The following is a 15,323-nucleotide window of genomic DNA, read 5'->3' as shown; positions in this document are numbered from 1 at the left end:
AACCCCCGCACCCTTAATGTGTTCCAAAGGGCAAGAGATGGCAGATACGTCGAGACTTCTTCAGGAGATGAACGACCGGTCGCGCGAAGTGTTTCGCCGCGTCGTCGAAGGCTATCTGGCAAACGGTGATCCGGTGGGCTCGCGCACACTGACCCGCGATTTCAGCGAAAAGGTGAGTGCCGCCACGATCCGCAACGTGATGCAGGATCTGGAGTATCTGGGTCTGCTGGACAGCCCCCACGTCAGCGCCGGACGTATCCCGACGCAACTGGGCCTGCGGATGTTCGTCGACGGCCTGCTCGAAGTCGGCACACCCGATGAAGAGGACCGCGCGCAGATTGATGCGACGCTGGGCAGCAACTCCAACGATGTTGCGGGTATTCTCGATCGTGTGGGATCAGCGCTCAGCGGGGTGACCCATGGTGCGTCGCTGGTTCTGGCACCGAAACACGAAGCGCCGATACGGCATATCGAATTCGTTTCACTTGCCCATGACAGGGCTTTGGCCGTTCTGGTGTTTTCGGACGGGCATGTGGAAAACAGGCTTTTCCAACCCCCCGTCGGGCAGACGCCAAGCTCCATGCGCGAGGCCGCGAATTTCCTGAATTCGCTGGTCGAGGGCAAAACACTGAGCGAGCTTCAGGGCACGATCAAGGCCGAGATGAAGAAACGCCGTCAGGAGATCGACGCGCTGGCCGCCGAACTGGTGGAAAGCGGTGCGGTGATCTGGGACGGCGAGGATGATTATCCCGAACGTCTGATCGTTCGGGGGCGGGCGAATCTGATCGGTGAAAAGGGGCAGGCCGAAGACCTGGAACGCATTCGCACGCTGTTTGACGATCTTGAGCGGAAACGAGACATCGCCGATTTTCTGGAACTGGCAGAAGATGGCGATGGCGTTCGCATTTTTATCGGGTCGGAAAACAAACTTTTCTCACTTTCGGGTTCCTCTTTGGTGGTTTCCCCATATATGAACTCGGATCGTAAGATTGTCGGCGCGGTCGGGGTCATCGGACCCACGCGCCTGAACTATGGACGTATCGTGCCGATCGTGAACTACACGGCGCAACTGGTCGGGAAATTGATTTCTGACCGGAGTTAGAGGTGAATAATGGCAGACCCGAAAGAAAATGATTTCCTCGACGATCCCGAGGCCGCGGAGGCAGAGACCTATGCCGATGAAATGGAAGAGATCGACGAGAGTGCGCTTGAAATGGAAAACCTGATCGCGGAGCGGGACCAGTACAAGGATCGCTTCATGCGTGCGCTTGCCGATGCGGAGAATGCGCGCAAGCGATCCGAAAAGGACCGTCGCGAGGCCGAGAACTACGGTGGATCAAAACTCGCCCGCGATATGCTGTCGGTCTACGACAACATGAAGCGCGCACTTGAAGCGGCGACAGAAGAACAGCGCACGATCTCGGGCCCGCTGCTGGAAGGCATCGAGCTGACGATGCGCGAGCTTCTGAATGTGTTCAAGAAACACGGCATCGAAGTGATCGCGCCGGAAGTCGGTGATCGTTTCGATCCCCAGCACCATCAGGCCATGTTCGAAGCGCCGGTGCCGGATACAAAAGCCGGGCATATCATTCAGGTGGCAGCCGAAGGTTTCATGCTGCACGACCGTTTGCTGCGCCCCGCGCAGGTTGGCGTTTCGTCGAACACCGCCTGACCCGCGAGCGGAGCAATGCATTGGGCAGAGGCGGTCAGGATTTGGCCGCCTCTTTCAGTTTATAGATCAGGTCCAGCGCCTCGCGCGGGGACAATTCGTCCGGCATGATTTCCGCGACCATCTCTTCCAATGGTGACGTCCGTGCCGCTGGCGTCGGGCTCGGCGTGTGCGCGATGCTGAAAAGCGGAAGATCATCTATCAGCGTTTTCTGTGTCGCACCTCCCTCGCGCTCCCCTTTTTCCAGCGCTTCCAACACGACCCGGGCGCGGTCGATCACCTTGGGCGGCAGACCTGCAAGCTGTGCAACCTGCACACCGTAGGACCTGTCCGCAGCACCTTTCTTCACCTCGTGGAGAAAGATCACATCCCCCTCCCATTCCTTCACCGCGACGGTCGCATTCGCCACCCCGTCCAGCTTGCCGGCAAGGGCGGTCATCTCGTGGTAGTGCGTGGCGAACAGGGCGCGGGCGCGGTTCACGTCGTGCAGATGTTCCAGCGTTGCCCACGCAATCGACAGCCCATCGTAGGTTGCGGTCCCGCGACCGATTTCATCGAGGATCACCAGCGCGCGGTCGTCAGCCTGGTTGAGGATGGCCGCGGTCTCCACCATCTCGACCATGAAGGTGGATCGCCCACGCGCCAGATCGTCCGATGCGCCCACGCGGCTGAAGAGCTGGCTGACTACTCCGATATGCGCCGAGCGGGCAGGGACGTAGCTGCCCATTTGCGCGATCAGGGCGATGATCGCATTCTGACGCAGATAGGTCGATTTACCCGCCATGTTCGGGCCGGTCAGCAACCAGATCGCGGAATCCGTATCGGCGCTGAGGTTGCAATCGTTGGCAACGAAGGGTGTGCCACCCTGTTGCTTCAGGGCGCGCTCCACGACCGGATGGCGGCCCCCGACGATTTCGAAGGCGCGTGATCCGTCGACCGCCGGTTTGCACCAGTCCTCGGCCTGCGCGAGATCGGCAAGAGAGGTGGACAGATCAATCTCGGCCAATGCGGCCGACGCGGCCCCGATTTCGCCCGCGCGGTCCAGCACGGCCTTGCGCAGATCCTCGAACAGACGTTTTTCCAATTCGGTCGCGTGGTTTCCCGCGTTCAGGATCCGGGTTTCCAGCTCCGACAGTTCAACCGTGGTGAACCTGACCTGATTGGCCGTCGTCTGGCGGTGGATGAACCGTTCGGACAGTGGGGGCGAGAGCATTTTTTCGGCGTGGGTTGCCGTGACTTCAATGAAGTAGCCCAAGACATTGTTGTGCTTGATTTTCAGAGACGAAATGCCCGTATCAGAGACGAATTGGGATTGCATCGCCGCGATAACGCCGCGGCCCTCGTCACGCAGTTTGCGCATCTCGTCCAGCTCTTCGCGATATCCCGGCGCGATGAAGCCGCCGTCACGGATCAACAGTGGCGGCTCCGCGACCAGCGCGTCGTCCAGCAGATCGACCAGCGTTTCGTGTCCCAAAAGGCTCTGACGTGCGGTTTCGAGAAGGTCGGGCAGATCATGATCCAGCAACCGGGCAAGACGCGCGGCCTCGGTCAGGCCGTTGCGGATTGCGGCAAGGTCACGGGGCCCCCCGCGATCCAGCGACAGGCGCGATAGCGCCCGTTCCAGATCCGGCACGTTGCGCAGCCGCTCGCGTATCTCGCCGCGCAATCTTGTCTGCTCGAACGCGAATGAAACAGCGGCCTGCCGTGCGTGAATAGTCTCTAACACACGGGACGGGCTCGAAATACGGCGCTCCAACAGGCGCGCGCCGCCGGCGGTTGCCGTCCTGTCCATCACCGACAACAGCGTACCGGCGCGCCCACCTGACAGCGCGTGGGTCAGTTCGAGGTTGCGCCGTGTGGCCGCGTCGATCTGGACGGTCCGGGCCTGCGCCTCTTTCACCGGCTTGCGCAGAAGCGGCAGCTTTCCCTTTTGCGTCAGGTCGAGATATTCGATCACCGCACCCATTGCGGCAATCTCGGCACGGTCGAAGGTGCCAAAGCCGTCAAGCGATCCGACGTTGTAAAGCTGACAGATCCGTTTTTCGGCGCCGGTACTGTCGAAACTCGACCGGGCAAGTTCGGTGACGGACAGCCCGAATTCAGTCTCTAACTCGCGGTGTTCGGCACTGTCGCCCTCGCTTACCAGAAGTTCGGACGGGGCCAGCCGCGCCAGTTCCGGCCCCAGCCGGACCTTCGGCAGGGCCATCACATGAAAGGCGCCCGTCGAAATGTCGACCCAGGACAACGCACAGTCATCCCGCACCTGCGCGAAAGCCGCGAGGAAGTTGTGGCGGCGCGCTTCGAGAAGGGATTCTTCCGTCAGCGTTCCGGGGGTGACCAGACGCACCACATCGCGTTTGACGACGGATTTGTTGCCGCGCTTCTTCGCTTCGGCGGGGCTTTCCAGTTGCTCGCCCACGGCCACGCGGAATCCCTTGCGGATCAGGGTCAGCAGGTATCCTTCGGCCGCATGGACCGGCACGCCGCACATGGGAATATCTTCGCCGTCATGTTTGCCGCGTTTGGTCAGCGCGATATCAAGCGCCTCGGATGCGGCGACGGCATCGTCAAAAAACAGCTCATAGAAATCGCCCATCCGGTAGAACAAGAGCGCGTCCGGATAGCCGGATTTGATCTCCAGATACTGGGCCATCATCGGTGTGGCGTTGCCTGCGCTCATTTGCATCCCCCTTGGCTGACCTGTCTCTACAAAACCGCAGGGGCGGAGGGAAGGGGCGCGGCTGTCTGGACGGCGCGGCGGGGTCTGTACTATGATCTTTGAAGGCAGGAAAAAGGCGCTGAAAAACAGTGCGAAACAAGTTGGAATTCACGCTCGATCCCGAAGATCTGTTCCTCGACCCGTGGCGGGAAGAGGGAGTATCGCTTGTATCGGAGCCCGATTTCATCTGGCGCGAACATCCTGCAGCCACCATTGAGGGGTTTGCCGTCAGCGCCCATGACGCGATCAACCGCAAGATCCATTCCTTTACCGAAGTCACCCGCAAGCAGAAGAAGTTCGGCAAGGCGCTCTGGTTCAACGCTGCGCCCGTCGTCGTTCGGGACGTGGAGTTTCGCAAATCCCAGATCCTGTCGAGCGGCCGGTTCATCCTGAAAGGCGCTGCCGGAACCCGAGCAATCAACGGCTTCCGTTTCGAGAGCGAAGCGACCGAAGGGGAACCCGAGGAGGCGCTGAACGCCTATTTCGCGCAATGCCGCGAGAAGAATGCCGGTCGGGCGCTGCCTGTCGCGACCCCTTCGCCGGACGCGCCGATCGCGATCGAGTGCCGGAACACGTTCAATTACTACCACTTCATCACTGAATCGCTGGCGCAGCTGGCGCTCTTCGACGGTTTGACCGAAGGGCGCGACATTTTCTTTCACTACCCGAACGAGGATGACAAGCAGCGCGATTTCGTCCGCGATTTCGTCGAAGCACTTTTTCCCGAAACGACCGGTCGGGTCTTTTTCGAGAGGTCTCCGAAATCCTACCCGGAGGCGCTGACCGGATTCGAGATGATCTCGGCCCAGCTGCAGGCACCTGCGGACAGCGCGCTCGACAGTTTGATCCCGCGACACATCCGCAACCGTCTTGGCGGGATGAGCGTCGAGATGCAGCCGTTGCTGCAGATGAACGCGGTCAGCGAAAGCCTTCTTGCGCTCCGCGATCGCGCCTTGCGGGCGATAGAGGGGCAGGATTTCTCGCATTTGCCGACGCGGTTTTTCATCGGGCGGCGGGACGATCACGCCAGGGCCCGGCCCATGGCACGGCAGGAGCGTCTGCTGGAGCATCTGGAACTCTTCGGATTTGAAGAGATTGCTTTCGAGGATTATCCGCCGCTGGAGCAGATCGCCCTGATGGCGCGCGCGGAAATTGTGATCGGGGCGCATGGGGCGGGGCTGACCAACATGCTCTTCGCGCATCCCGACGCGCAGGTGATCGAGCTGGGGACGCTGCAGACCGCGCAATTCCGCTGGGCGGATTTCTGGCCGCTGGCCCACGCATCGCAGTGCCGCTACATCAGTTTTTTCGCCGACTTCAATACGGACGATCCCCTGAAAGAGCCGCATTTCGCCACCGATGGTATCGTGCCTGTCGCGCTGTCGGATGCCGCGATCGCGCAGATCCTCTCTTACGTTGTCAGCGTGCTTGGCCACGTTCCCGAATTGCCGAGCGCGCGCACGGTCGAAGCACTGGCGCGCAGGCTGTTGCGGGCAGGACTGGCCGAACAGGCGCTGGCGCTTCTTGACCGGCACGAAGACGTCATCAAGGGCGACGCGGATTTTTTCCTCCTGCGGGGCGACTGCCACAAGGCGCTGGCGGAGCCGAAGTCGGAGCTCGTGGCCATCGATCAGGCATTCAAGGCCGATCCGACACGGTGGCAAACTCTGATCCGCATCATCTGGTGCGCGCATCACTGTGACCGACCGCAGGTGATCCGCTGGGCGCTGTCGCGGTTGGAACGTGATTTTCCGGAACGTCATGCCGCTTTTGTGGGCAATCACGATTGGGTTCGCTTCGTCGCCTGATTGTGCGACGGGCGCGGGGCCGCTATCACTGCCTAAACAGATGAGAGTGCCGCCCGTGTCAAAAACCAAAGTTACCAACGAAGAGGCGCTTGCCTTCCACCTCGATCCCACGCCGGGAAAGTTCGAGATTACCGCCACGGTTCCGATGACCACGCAGCGCGATCTGTCGCTTGCGTATTCTCCGGGCGTTGCTGTCCCCTGCGAGGCGATCGCGGCAGACCCGCAGACGGCGTATGATTACACCAACAAGGGCAACCTTGTTGCCGTGATCTCGAACGGGACGGCCGTTCTGGGTCTGGGCAACCTCGGTGCGCTGGCATCGAAACCGGTCATGGAAGGCAAGGCGGTGCTGTTCAAACGCTTTGCCGATGTGAACTCGATCGATATCGAGCTCGACACGGAAGATCCCGATGCGTTCTGCGCGGCGGTGAAACTGATGGGACCGACGTTCGGGGGGATCAACCTCGAAGACATCAAGGCGCCGGAATGCTTCATCATCGAGCAGCGTCTGAAGGAAGAAATGGATATCCCCGTCTTCCACGATGACCAGCACGGCACCGCCGTGATCTGTGCGGCGGGTCTGCTGAACGCGCTGAAGCTGTCGGGCAAGAAGATCGAGGATGTGCGCATCGTTCTGAACGGTGCCGGTGCTGCGGGCATTGCCTGTCTGGAACTGCTCAAGGCGATGGGTGCGCGGCATCAGAACTGCATCATGTGCGACACAAAGGGCGTGATCTATCAGGGCCGTACCGAGGGTATGAACCAGTGGAAGTCGGCCCATGCCGTTTCGACCGAGGCGCGCACATTGGCCGAGGCGATGGATGGCGCGGACGTGTTTCTGGGCGTGTCGGTCAAGGGGGCCGTGACCGCCGAGATGGTGGCGAGCATGGCGGACGATCCGGTGATCTTTGCCATGGCGAATCCCGACCCCGAGATTACACCCGAAGAGGCGCACGCCGTGCGCCCGGACGCCATTGTCGCGACAGGGCGCAGCGACTATCCGAACCAGGTCAACAACGTGCTGGGCTTTCCGTACCTGTTCCGCGGCGCGCTTGATATCAACGCGCGGGCAATCAATGACGAGATGAAGATCGCCTGCGCCCATGCTCTCGCCAATCTCGCACGGGAGGATGTGCCGGACGAAGTGGCGCTTGCCTACGGCAAGAACCTCAGCTTCGGGCGGGACTACATTATTCCGACGCCGTTTGATCCGCGCCTGATCCACCGGATCCCGCCCGCCGTGGCCAAGGCGGGGATGGACACCGGCGCGGCCCGCAGGCCCATCATCGACATGGAAGCCTATGAACAGGGTCTGAAATCGCGCCTCGACCCGACCGCGAACATCATGCGCGGTCTGTTCGCGCGGGCGCGGGCCAATCAGGCGCGGATGATTTTCGCCGAAGGGGACGACCCGAAGGTTTTGCGTGCGGCGGTGACCTATCAGCGCTCCGGTCTGGGCAAGGCGCTGGTCGTGGGCCGGTCGGACGATGTGAAGCAAAAGCTGATCGCCTCGGGCCTCGAAGATGCGGTGCGCGAGCTCGAGATCGTGAATGCCGCGAATACGCAGCATCTCGATCTCTACAAATCGTTTCTCTACGAACGCCTTCAGCGGCGCGGTTTCGACACTAAAGACGTCCACAGGCTCGCCGCGCGGGACCGTCATGTCTTCGCCGCGCTGATGCTTGCGCACGGTCACGGCGACGGATTGGTCACGGGTGCCACGCGCAAGTCTGCGCATGTTCTCGAACGGATCAACCACGTTTTCGAAGCCAATGCCGAAGGCGGTGCGACAGGCATTACCGCCGTGCTTCACAAGGGCCGCATCGTTCTGATCGGTGATACCTTGGTTCACGAATGGCCGAACGAGACCGATCTTGCCAATATCGCCGAAAGCGGTGCGCGGGTCGCGCGCCATCTGGGGCTTGAGCCGCGCGTGGCCTTCGTCAGCTTCTCGACCTTCGGATACCCGGTATCGGAGCGCGCCGAAAAGATGCATATCGCGCCCCGCGTGCTGGATGAACGCCGTGTCGATTTCGAATACGAAGGCGAGATGACGGTCGATGTCGCGATGAATGCCGCAAGCCAGCGGAATTATCCCTTCTCCCGCCTGACCGGTCCGGCCAACGTGCTGGTCGTACCTGCGCGGCACTCGGCCAGTATCTCGGTCAAGCTGATGCAGGAAATGGCGGGGGCCACCGTGATCGGCCCGATCCTGACCGGCTTGGACAAGTCGATCCAGATCGCGTCTTCGACGTCGACGGCGAACGACATCCTGAACATGGCGGTTCTCGCTGCCAGCAAGGTCGGCTGATGATCTGGAACCTCGGGTCCATCAACATCGACGCCTTTTTTGGTGTGACCCATCTGCCTGCGCCGGGCGAAACGCTGGTCGCGCAGAGCTTTTCGCAAGGATTGGGCGGCAAGGGGGCGAATATGTCGGTTGCCGCCGCGCGTGCCGCTGCACCGGTATCGCATATCGGTGCGATCGGGGCCGACGGGCGCTGGACGCGGGAGCGGTTGATGGAATACGGCGTGGACGTGCCGCATATCCACCAGATCGAGGTGCCGACCGGGCTTGCCAATATCGTGGTTGATGCCGAGGGCGAGAATACGATCATCCTTTTGCAGGGTGCGAACGGCCAGTTGACCGACGCGATGATCGGCGCGGCCCTTGCCGAGGCGTCGCCCGGCGATTTCGTTCTGATGCAGAACGAAACCAACGGTCAGGTCTATGCGGCGCAAACCGCAAGGTCGCTGGGTTTGCGCGTGGCCTATGCCGCCGCCCCGTTCGAGGCCGATGCCGTGGCCGAACTGGCGGGAATGATCGACATTATGATCCTGAACGCCGTCGAGGCAGCGCAGCTGGAGAAAGCGACGGGCAAACCAGTCTCTGAACAGGGGATCAGGGACGTAATCGTGACCCTCGGCGCGGAGGGCTGCAAGTGGATCAAGGAGTCCCAGCAACAGGTTTTTGACGCCTATCCTGCGCAAGCGGTCGATACCACGGGGGCAGGGGACACATTCACCGGTTATCTGATCGCGGGTCTGGATCGCGGGCTGGGGATGGAGGGCGCGATTGATCTCGCGCTGAAAGCAGCGTCGCTGATGGTGGCGCGCCACGGCACTGCGGATGTGATCCCGGACCTGAAAGAGATTCAGGACCAGTTCGGCCTTTAGCCCGCTCAAGGCGCCAGAGCGCCCGATTTCCGTTTGATGCGCTCGTCTGCCGCGATACGCCTGCAGGCGTGGCGGTCGCGCAACCCGTTCAGCAATTGGCAAGCCATTGCGGCGGGCATCCGTTCCTTCACATCGGGTCCGCAGAAAAGGCCGCTTCAACAGCGTCGAGGAAAATTTCGGCTTCCGCCTGTTTCAGCACCAGTGGTGGGCGGATTTTCAGGATGTTCGCACCCGGTCCCGTCGCGCTGATCAGCACACCGTTCTGACGCAGATGATTCACGACGAAGGCGGCGCGGTCGGCGTCCGGTGCGCCGTCCCTCGCGATCTCGACCGCGAGGAACAGGCCCGCTCCGCGCACATCGACGATTCCTTCGTCACCCTTGGCAATGTCTTCCAGACCTGCCTTCAGAAACGCGCCCACGTGAAGCGCGTTTTCCTGCAAGCCTTCCTGCTTGATCACGTCCAAGACGGCCATGCCAGCGGCGGCGGCGACCGGATTGCCGCCGAAAGTGTTGAAATACCGCGCCTTGCTTCCGAACTCCGCCACCAATTCCGGGCGCATGGCCACACCCGACAGCGGAAAGCCGTTGCCCATCGGTTTTCCCATGGTGACAATGTCCGGCACGATCCCGTGCCGCTCGAAGCCCCAGAACGCCTCGCCCGTGCGGCCAAAGCCCGGCTGCACCTCGTCTGCGATGAATATGCCACCCTCCGCGCGGATCAGATCGACGGCAGGTTTCAGGAAGCCCGCCGGATCGGGGTAGAGCCCGTCGCTGGAAAAGACCGTGTCGACGATAAAGGCTGCCGGTTCGATGCCGTCGCGCCGCATGTCCGCGATCGCCTGTGCCAGATCGGCGGCGAGCCGCGCGCCCTGTTCCGCAGGCGCCACGCGCAGGGCATCGGGGGCAGGGATCAGCCGCACACGCGGACCGCGATCCACAAATTCGCCAAGTGAGGGCGAGAGTTCTGATACCGCCTCGGTCAGGCCATGGTAGGCGAGCTTGGTGACGATCACGCCCTGACGGCGCAGGTGCGACCGCGTGATGCGCAAAGCCAGATCATTGGCTTCGGATCCGGTGCAGGTGAACATCACATGCCCCAGCGCATCGGGCATGGTGGCCAGCAACCGCTCGGCATAGGCGACCACGCCCTCGTGCAAATACCGGGTGTGGGTGTTCAGCACGCCCATCTGTTCTGCGATGGCACCCGTGACGCGCGGATGGCAATGACCCACCGAGGCCACGTTGTTGTAACAGTCGAGATAGCGCTTGCCGTCCCGGTCCCAGAGCCAGACACCCTCGCCCCGCACAAGGTGCAGCGGTTCGCGGTAGAACAACCGGTAGGCCGGCCCCAGCGCCCGTTCCCGCCGGGCGATCAGGGCGGCGTCTTCGGCGTTCAGACCGGCCGCGGCGCTGCCGTCATAGGCGTTTACCATTGTCATTGTGAAGTCTCTCCCATCGAAAGGGTAGTGATGGCCGCCTCTGTACCGATCCGGTCCAGCGCCTTGAGCCCGCGCAGCGACGCGGCGGCGTTGCGCAGGATGTAGTCGGCGTTTTCAGGATAGCGCCGCGCGCGCCACGATCCGATGGTCAGACTGGTGGCGTGGCGCAGGCGGATGAGGTCGGGCAGGATAGCGATTTCCTCGGGCTCAAGCGGCAGCACCTCGGAATAGCCGGCAATCAGACGCACCACATCTTCGAGCGGGTGATCGGTATCGGCAATCTGATAGGAACAGGCCACTGCCAGATCGCATACCACCGGCGTCAGCACCATGTCGCCAAAATCGATGATGCCGGTCAGCCGCGTTGCCTGCGGTCCGTCCACCAGCAGATTGTGCGGGTTGAAATCATTGTGCCCGACCTGTGCGCGCAGGCTGCCCAGGCGGGGCTGAATTTCGTCTTCGAAAAGGTCGATCAGGGCGGTAAGGCGCCCGCGCAGATCGGCATCGCCGACCGCGTCGAGCATGGGGCGCAACCGATGGGCCTGCTGGATGTCCCATTGCAGGATATGCCCGGCCGCTGGATGCGAAAACCCCTGCATCGCCCGCGTCAGCCGGCCCAGAAGCCGCCCGATATCGCGGTGCAGCGCAACGGGGCGGGTGACACTGCTGAGCACAAGACCATCCAGATAGGACAGCACCCGCACGATATGCGTCTGTCCTGTCGGCAGGGTAATCCGCTCTGTCGAGCGTCCGTCGAGCGACAGGCGCACATGCGGCACCGGCAGGGTCGGATCGACCTGTCCCAGATGCAGCAGCGCGGCGGTCTGCATGTCGGTGACGGCGGGGTCTTCGGCGGCGTTGGTGATCTTGAGCAGCCATTGGGCGCCCGCGCTGTCCGTCACGCAAAAATTCGCGTCCTTCTCGGCGGTCAGTTTCTGCGCCGCGCCCGCGATCCCGTAGAGATCCCGCGCAAGCGCCGCCGCCAGATCCAGCGATATCTCGGGCGGATCATGGGACAGCAGATCGGACGGACCATACGGCACCGTATCGCGTGGCGGTTGCGAAGGGGGCGCGCCGGTCATCAGGGCAACGTCGACAGGATCATAGCAGGGCCTCGATCAGGAAGGGACCCGGCTCTGCCGCTGCATCCTCGATCGCCTGCATGAGGTCGCGCACGTCTTCGACGCTGCGGCCCGGCACACCCATCCCCTTGGCCAGCGATACGAAATCCAGCTCAGGCCGGTCGAGGTTCAGCATGCTGAGCGCATCCTCGCCGGGTTGCGCGCCGACATTGTGCAGCTCTCCCTTCAGGATCTGGTAGGCGCGGTTGGCCAGAATAATCGTGGTCACGTTCGATCCTTCGCGCGCCTGGGTCCAGAGGCCCTGAAGCGTGTACATGGCCGATCCGTCTGCCTGCAGGGTGATGACCGGTCGGTCGGGCCGCGCGATGGCGGCACCCGCGGACATCGGTATGCCGATACCGATGGAACCACCGGTCAGCGACAGCCACGAATTGGGCCGCGCCACATCGCCCGCCGCATGAAGCGCTCCGCCCCAGCTGACCGCCTCGTCCACGACGATGGCATCCTCGGGCAGCGCATTGGCAATCGCCGCCGCGATGTTCTTGAGCGTGATGGCCCCCGCCGTTGGCCGCGCGGGCATCTCCACCGCCGGTGCCGTGGCCGCCTTGGCGCCAACCCGGTCGGCAAGGGCGGCAATCGCCTGTGGTCCGTCCCCATCCACGCCCGCTAGCGTCACGGTCTCGCAACCCTCCGGCAACAGCACGCTGGGCTTTTCGGGATAGGCGAAGAAGGCCACCGGCGGCACGGTCTCGATCAGGATTGCGTGGGAGAAGGGCGCAAGGCTCTCGATCGCCTCGTTGATCGGGTAGGGGATCTTGGCAATGGGGAAACGCCCCTGTCCCCGCTCCACCCTCCGGTTCGAGGTCGGGGCGAGGATCCGCGCCCCGGACCTGTCGGCGATGCCCCGCAAGAGGGCCATTGCCGTCATGTCCTCCAGCACGCCGTTCCCGGCGATGATGACCGTCGATGACCCTTGCGACAGGGCTGCGACGGCCTGATCCAGTGCAGCTTCGTCCAGCGGCACGGGACCGTCGGGCGACAACGCCGGGGCCATCTGGCCGCCCTCGTTCCAGCCGATGTCGGCGGGGGCGATCAACGTGGCGACGCGCCCCGGCTTGCCGCTGGCCACGCGCAGGGCCTCCATCGCGTCGCTGGCGAAACTGTCCGCATCCTTGCCCGACCGGACCCAGTCCGAGAAGGGCGCGCAGGCGCCAGCCACATCGGCGGTCAGGGGGGCATCGTATTTCTGGTGGCGCAGGGCGTGATCGCCTACGAGGTTCACCATCGGCACCCGCGCCTTGCGGGCGTTGTGCAGATTGGCTGCCGCATTGGCAAAACCGGGGGCGAGATGCAGCAGCGTCACCGCCGGTTTGCCCGCCATCCGGGCATAGCCATCGGCGGCACCGGTCACGACCCCTTCGAAAAGTCCCAGCACGCAGCGCATCAGCTTGGTGCGGTCCAGCGCATCGACGAACTGCATCTCGGATGTACCGGGATTGGCGAAACACACGTCAACGCCGGCGTCATGCAGGCTGCGCACGACGCTTTCCGCGCCGTTCATGGTTTTGGGGTGATCTTTCACCGGATCGCCTCGCGGAAGGTGGTCAGGAACGCGCGGCCATTGTCGGCGAGCGACGGTCCGAGATAGCCGCCCTCCTGCACCAGCACGGTGGGTAGATTCATGGCGGCCAGCGCCTTGGCCATGGCGGCGAAACCGTCGGGGTATACCTTGACCGCCGCCAGCGGATCGTCGGCGGCCATGTCGAAGCCCAGCGAGACAACCAGCGCCTCCGCGCCGAAATCCTGCGCGGCGGCGATGCCCCGCTCAAGCGTTTCCAGCACCGTGTCCTGGCTCGCACCCTGTTCCAGCAGAAGGTTCATCTTCTTGCCGGCGCCGTCGCCCGCGCCCGTTTCGTCCGCGTGGCCGAGAAAGAAGGTGGGATAGGTCGACGGATCGGGATGCAGCGAGCAGAAGAAAATGTCGCCGCGTTCGTAGAGGATATCGAGCGACCCGTTACCGGTATGCACATCCACGTCGATCAGCGCGACCTTGGCGTATTTCGAGGTCAGATGATGCGCCGCGATGCAGGCGTTATTGAAAAAGCAAAAACCGTTGGAGCAGTCGCGCATGGCGTGGTGCCCCGGCGGACGGCAGAGCGCATAGGCCGCGCGCGCCCCGGCCATCACCGTCTCTGTCGCCTCTATAGCCGATTGCGCCGACCAATAGGCCGCATCCCAGCTGCCCGGCGTCAGCGGCGTGGAGGTGTCGGTCATCCACCAGCCGAGCTGGCCGTGGATATCGCGCGGCACTTTCCCGCGCCGCACGCCCGGATGCATGGTGGGAATCGCCAGCGCCTCGGTGCCCGCGCTCTCGACAAAGCGGTCGTAGGCATCGGGCAGGAAATCGACGTAGTCGGGGTTGTGCACCGCCTTGATCGGGCCGACGCCGTGATCGCCCGGCGCGTCGATCTCGAACCCTTCGGACAACAGCATGTCGCGCAGGATTTCCGCGCGCTGCGGCTGCTCCTGATGGGGCATCGCCGCGCCGCGCCTGAAATAGACCTCGGGCGCGTGACCCAGCTGACGCGCGTCGAAAAATACCTTCATCCTCAGACCTTCCGCCTATGTGTAGAAAATTCGGGCAAGGGGCCCTCCGCCACATGGCGGCCTAGAAGACTATTGCAGTTTTGATTTGCCGCTTCAACGAAATTGATGCATGATGCATCAAAATGACACTGACGCCGACGCGGGGTGAGATGAAAGAGCTGAACAAGGATTCGCTGGGTCACGCCATTTACGAGCGGGTGTCTCAGGACCTGATCCGGGGCAAGCTGCAACCGAACCAGAAGATCACGATCCGTGGTCTGGCCGATGCGCTGGGCACCAGCTCCACCCCCGTGCGGGACGCGGTTCAGCGGCTGCTGCAGGATAATGCACTGGAACAGCGCAGCATGCGGGATGTGCGCGTGCCGGTGCTGACCACCGACGCCTATCTCGAGATCACGCGCATCCGGACCGAGCTTGAAGGGCTCGCCGCCGCCGGTGCCGCGGCGGTGGCACAGCCCAGGGATGTCACCCAGCTCAAGCGGATCGTGGCGCGTAACGAGGAGGCATGTGCGGCGGGAAAATGGCCGCTGGCGATTGAAATGAACCAAAAGTTCCATTTCGCCCTTGCGGAAATCGCGGGCATGCCGATCCTGCTTGATGTGCTCAGCCGGCTGTGGCTGCGGACCGGGCCGCTGATCTCGGGCTACTATGCCCGGACCCACAACGAAATGGTGACCCAGCATCACCTGATAATTGCCGCCTGCGAAACCCATGATGCGGAAGCAGCCCGAGCTGCGATGCGGGACGATATCGAACGACCGATGAAAGGGATCACCAAGTATATCCAGTCGCTCGGTGAAAACTGATGCGATTGGCCGTG

Annotated in this window: 11 protein-coding genes; 6 read left to right on the top strand and 5 right to left on the bottom strand. The window is 62.8% G+C overall.

The annotated features are described in order from the left end of the window. Window positions 1-37: 37 nt before the first annotated feature. Entirely contained in the window at window positions 38-1,102 is a 1,065-nt protein-coding gene (gene hrcA, locus ABMC89_RS11680; protein ID WP_349568102.1) for a heat-inducible transcriptional repressor HrcA, read from the top strand. A 9-nt stretch (window positions 1,103-1,111) separates the two neighbouring features. Continuing rightward, entirely contained in the window at window positions 1,112-1,672 is a 561-nt protein-coding gene (locus ABMC89_RS11675; RefSeq protein WP_349568101.1) for a nucleotide exchange factor GrpE, read from the top strand. Window positions 1,673-1,706: 34 nt separating this feature from the next. On the opposite strand, the gene mutS is transcribed toward ABMC89_RS11675, so the two are convergent. Continuing rightward, window positions 1,707-4,349, bottom strand: a complete 2,643-nt coding sequence (mutS, locus tag ABMC89_RS11670; protein WP_349568100.1) for a DNA mismatch repair protein MutS — start codon at window positions 4,347-4,349, stop codon at window positions 1,707-1,709. A gap of 128 nt (window positions 4,350-4,477) precedes the next feature. On the opposite strand from mutS, the gene ABMC89_RS11665 reads away from it, so the two are divergent. Genes ABMC89_RS11665 through ABMC89_RS11655 form a run of 3 tightly spaced genes read left to right on the top strand, consistent with a single transcriptional unit; the run spans window position 4,478 to window position 9,373 of the window. Further along, entirely contained in the window at window positions 4,478-6,196 is a 1,719-nt protein-coding gene (locus tag ABMC89_RS11665; protein WP_349568099.1) for a glycosyltransferase 61 family protein, read from the top strand. Between the two features lie 55 nt (window positions 6,197-6,251). After that, the gene (locus tag ABMC89_RS11660) at window positions 6,252-8,507 is read left to right on the top strand and encodes an NADP-dependent malic enzyme (protein WP_349568098.1); all 2,256 of its coding nucleotides are present in this window, start codon (window positions 6,252-6,254) and stop codon (window positions 8,505-8,507) included. Beyond that, on the top strand, window positions 8,504-9,373 hold the full coding sequence (locus tag ABMC89_RS11655) for a ribokinase (protein ID WP_349568614.1): 870 nt from the start codon (window positions 8,504-8,506) through the stop codon (window positions 9,371-9,373). The genes ABMC89_RS11660 and ABMC89_RS11655 overlap by 4 nt, the downstream gene beginning before the upstream one ends. Window positions 9,374-9,500: 127 nt before the next feature. On the opposite strand, the gene ABMC89_RS11650 is transcribed toward ABMC89_RS11655, so the two are convergent. The 4 genes from ABMC89_RS11650 to ABMC89_RS11635 are packed head-to-tail and all read right to left on the bottom strand — an operon-like array spanning window position 9,501 to window position 14,503. After that, a complete protein-coding gene (locus ABMC89_RS11650; RefSeq protein ID WP_349568097.1) occupies window positions 9,501-10,814 on the bottom strand; it encodes an aspartate aminotransferase family protein in 1,314 nt (437 codons plus the stop codon). Next, window positions 10,811-11,896, bottom strand: coding sequence for a phosphotransferase (locus ABMC89_RS11645; protein WP_349568096.1), 1,086 nt, complete (start codon window positions 11,894-11,896; stop codon window positions 10,811-10,813). Before ABMC89_RS11645 ends, ABMC89_RS11650 begins: the two co-directional genes overlap by 4 nt. 19 nt (window positions 11,897-11,915) lie before the next feature. After that, complete coding sequence (locus tag ABMC89_RS11640) at window positions 11,916-13,478, bottom strand: acetolactate synthase large subunit (protein ID WP_349568095.1); 1,563 nt, start codon at window positions 13,476-13,478, stop codon at window positions 11,916-11,918. Next, window positions 13,475-14,503, bottom strand: a complete 1,029-nt coding sequence (locus ABMC89_RS11635; RefSeq protein WP_349568094.1) for a histone deacetylase family protein — start codon at window positions 14,501-14,503, stop codon at window positions 13,475-13,477. Before ABMC89_RS11635 ends, ABMC89_RS11640 begins: the two co-directional genes overlap by 4 nt. Before the next feature lie 122 nt (window positions 14,504-14,625). Here ABMC89_RS11635 and ABMC89_RS11630 point away from each other — a divergent pair, with 122 nt between their 5' ends. Then, complete coding sequence (locus ABMC89_RS11630; protein WP_349568093.1) at window positions 14,626-15,309, top strand: GntR family transcriptional regulator; 684 nt, start codon at window positions 14,626-14,628, stop codon at window positions 15,307-15,309. Window positions 15,310-15,323 lie beyond the last annotated feature (14 nt).

Origin of the sequence: Sulfitobacter sp. HNIBRBA3233, from assembly GCF_040149665.1 — a bacterium.
Taxonomy (GTDB): domain Bacteria; phylum Pseudomonadota; class Alphaproteobacteria; order Rhodobacterales; family Rhodobacteraceae; genus Sulfitobacter; species Sulfitobacter marinivivus.
This window is presented reverse-complemented; position numbering and strand designations above follow the sequence as displayed.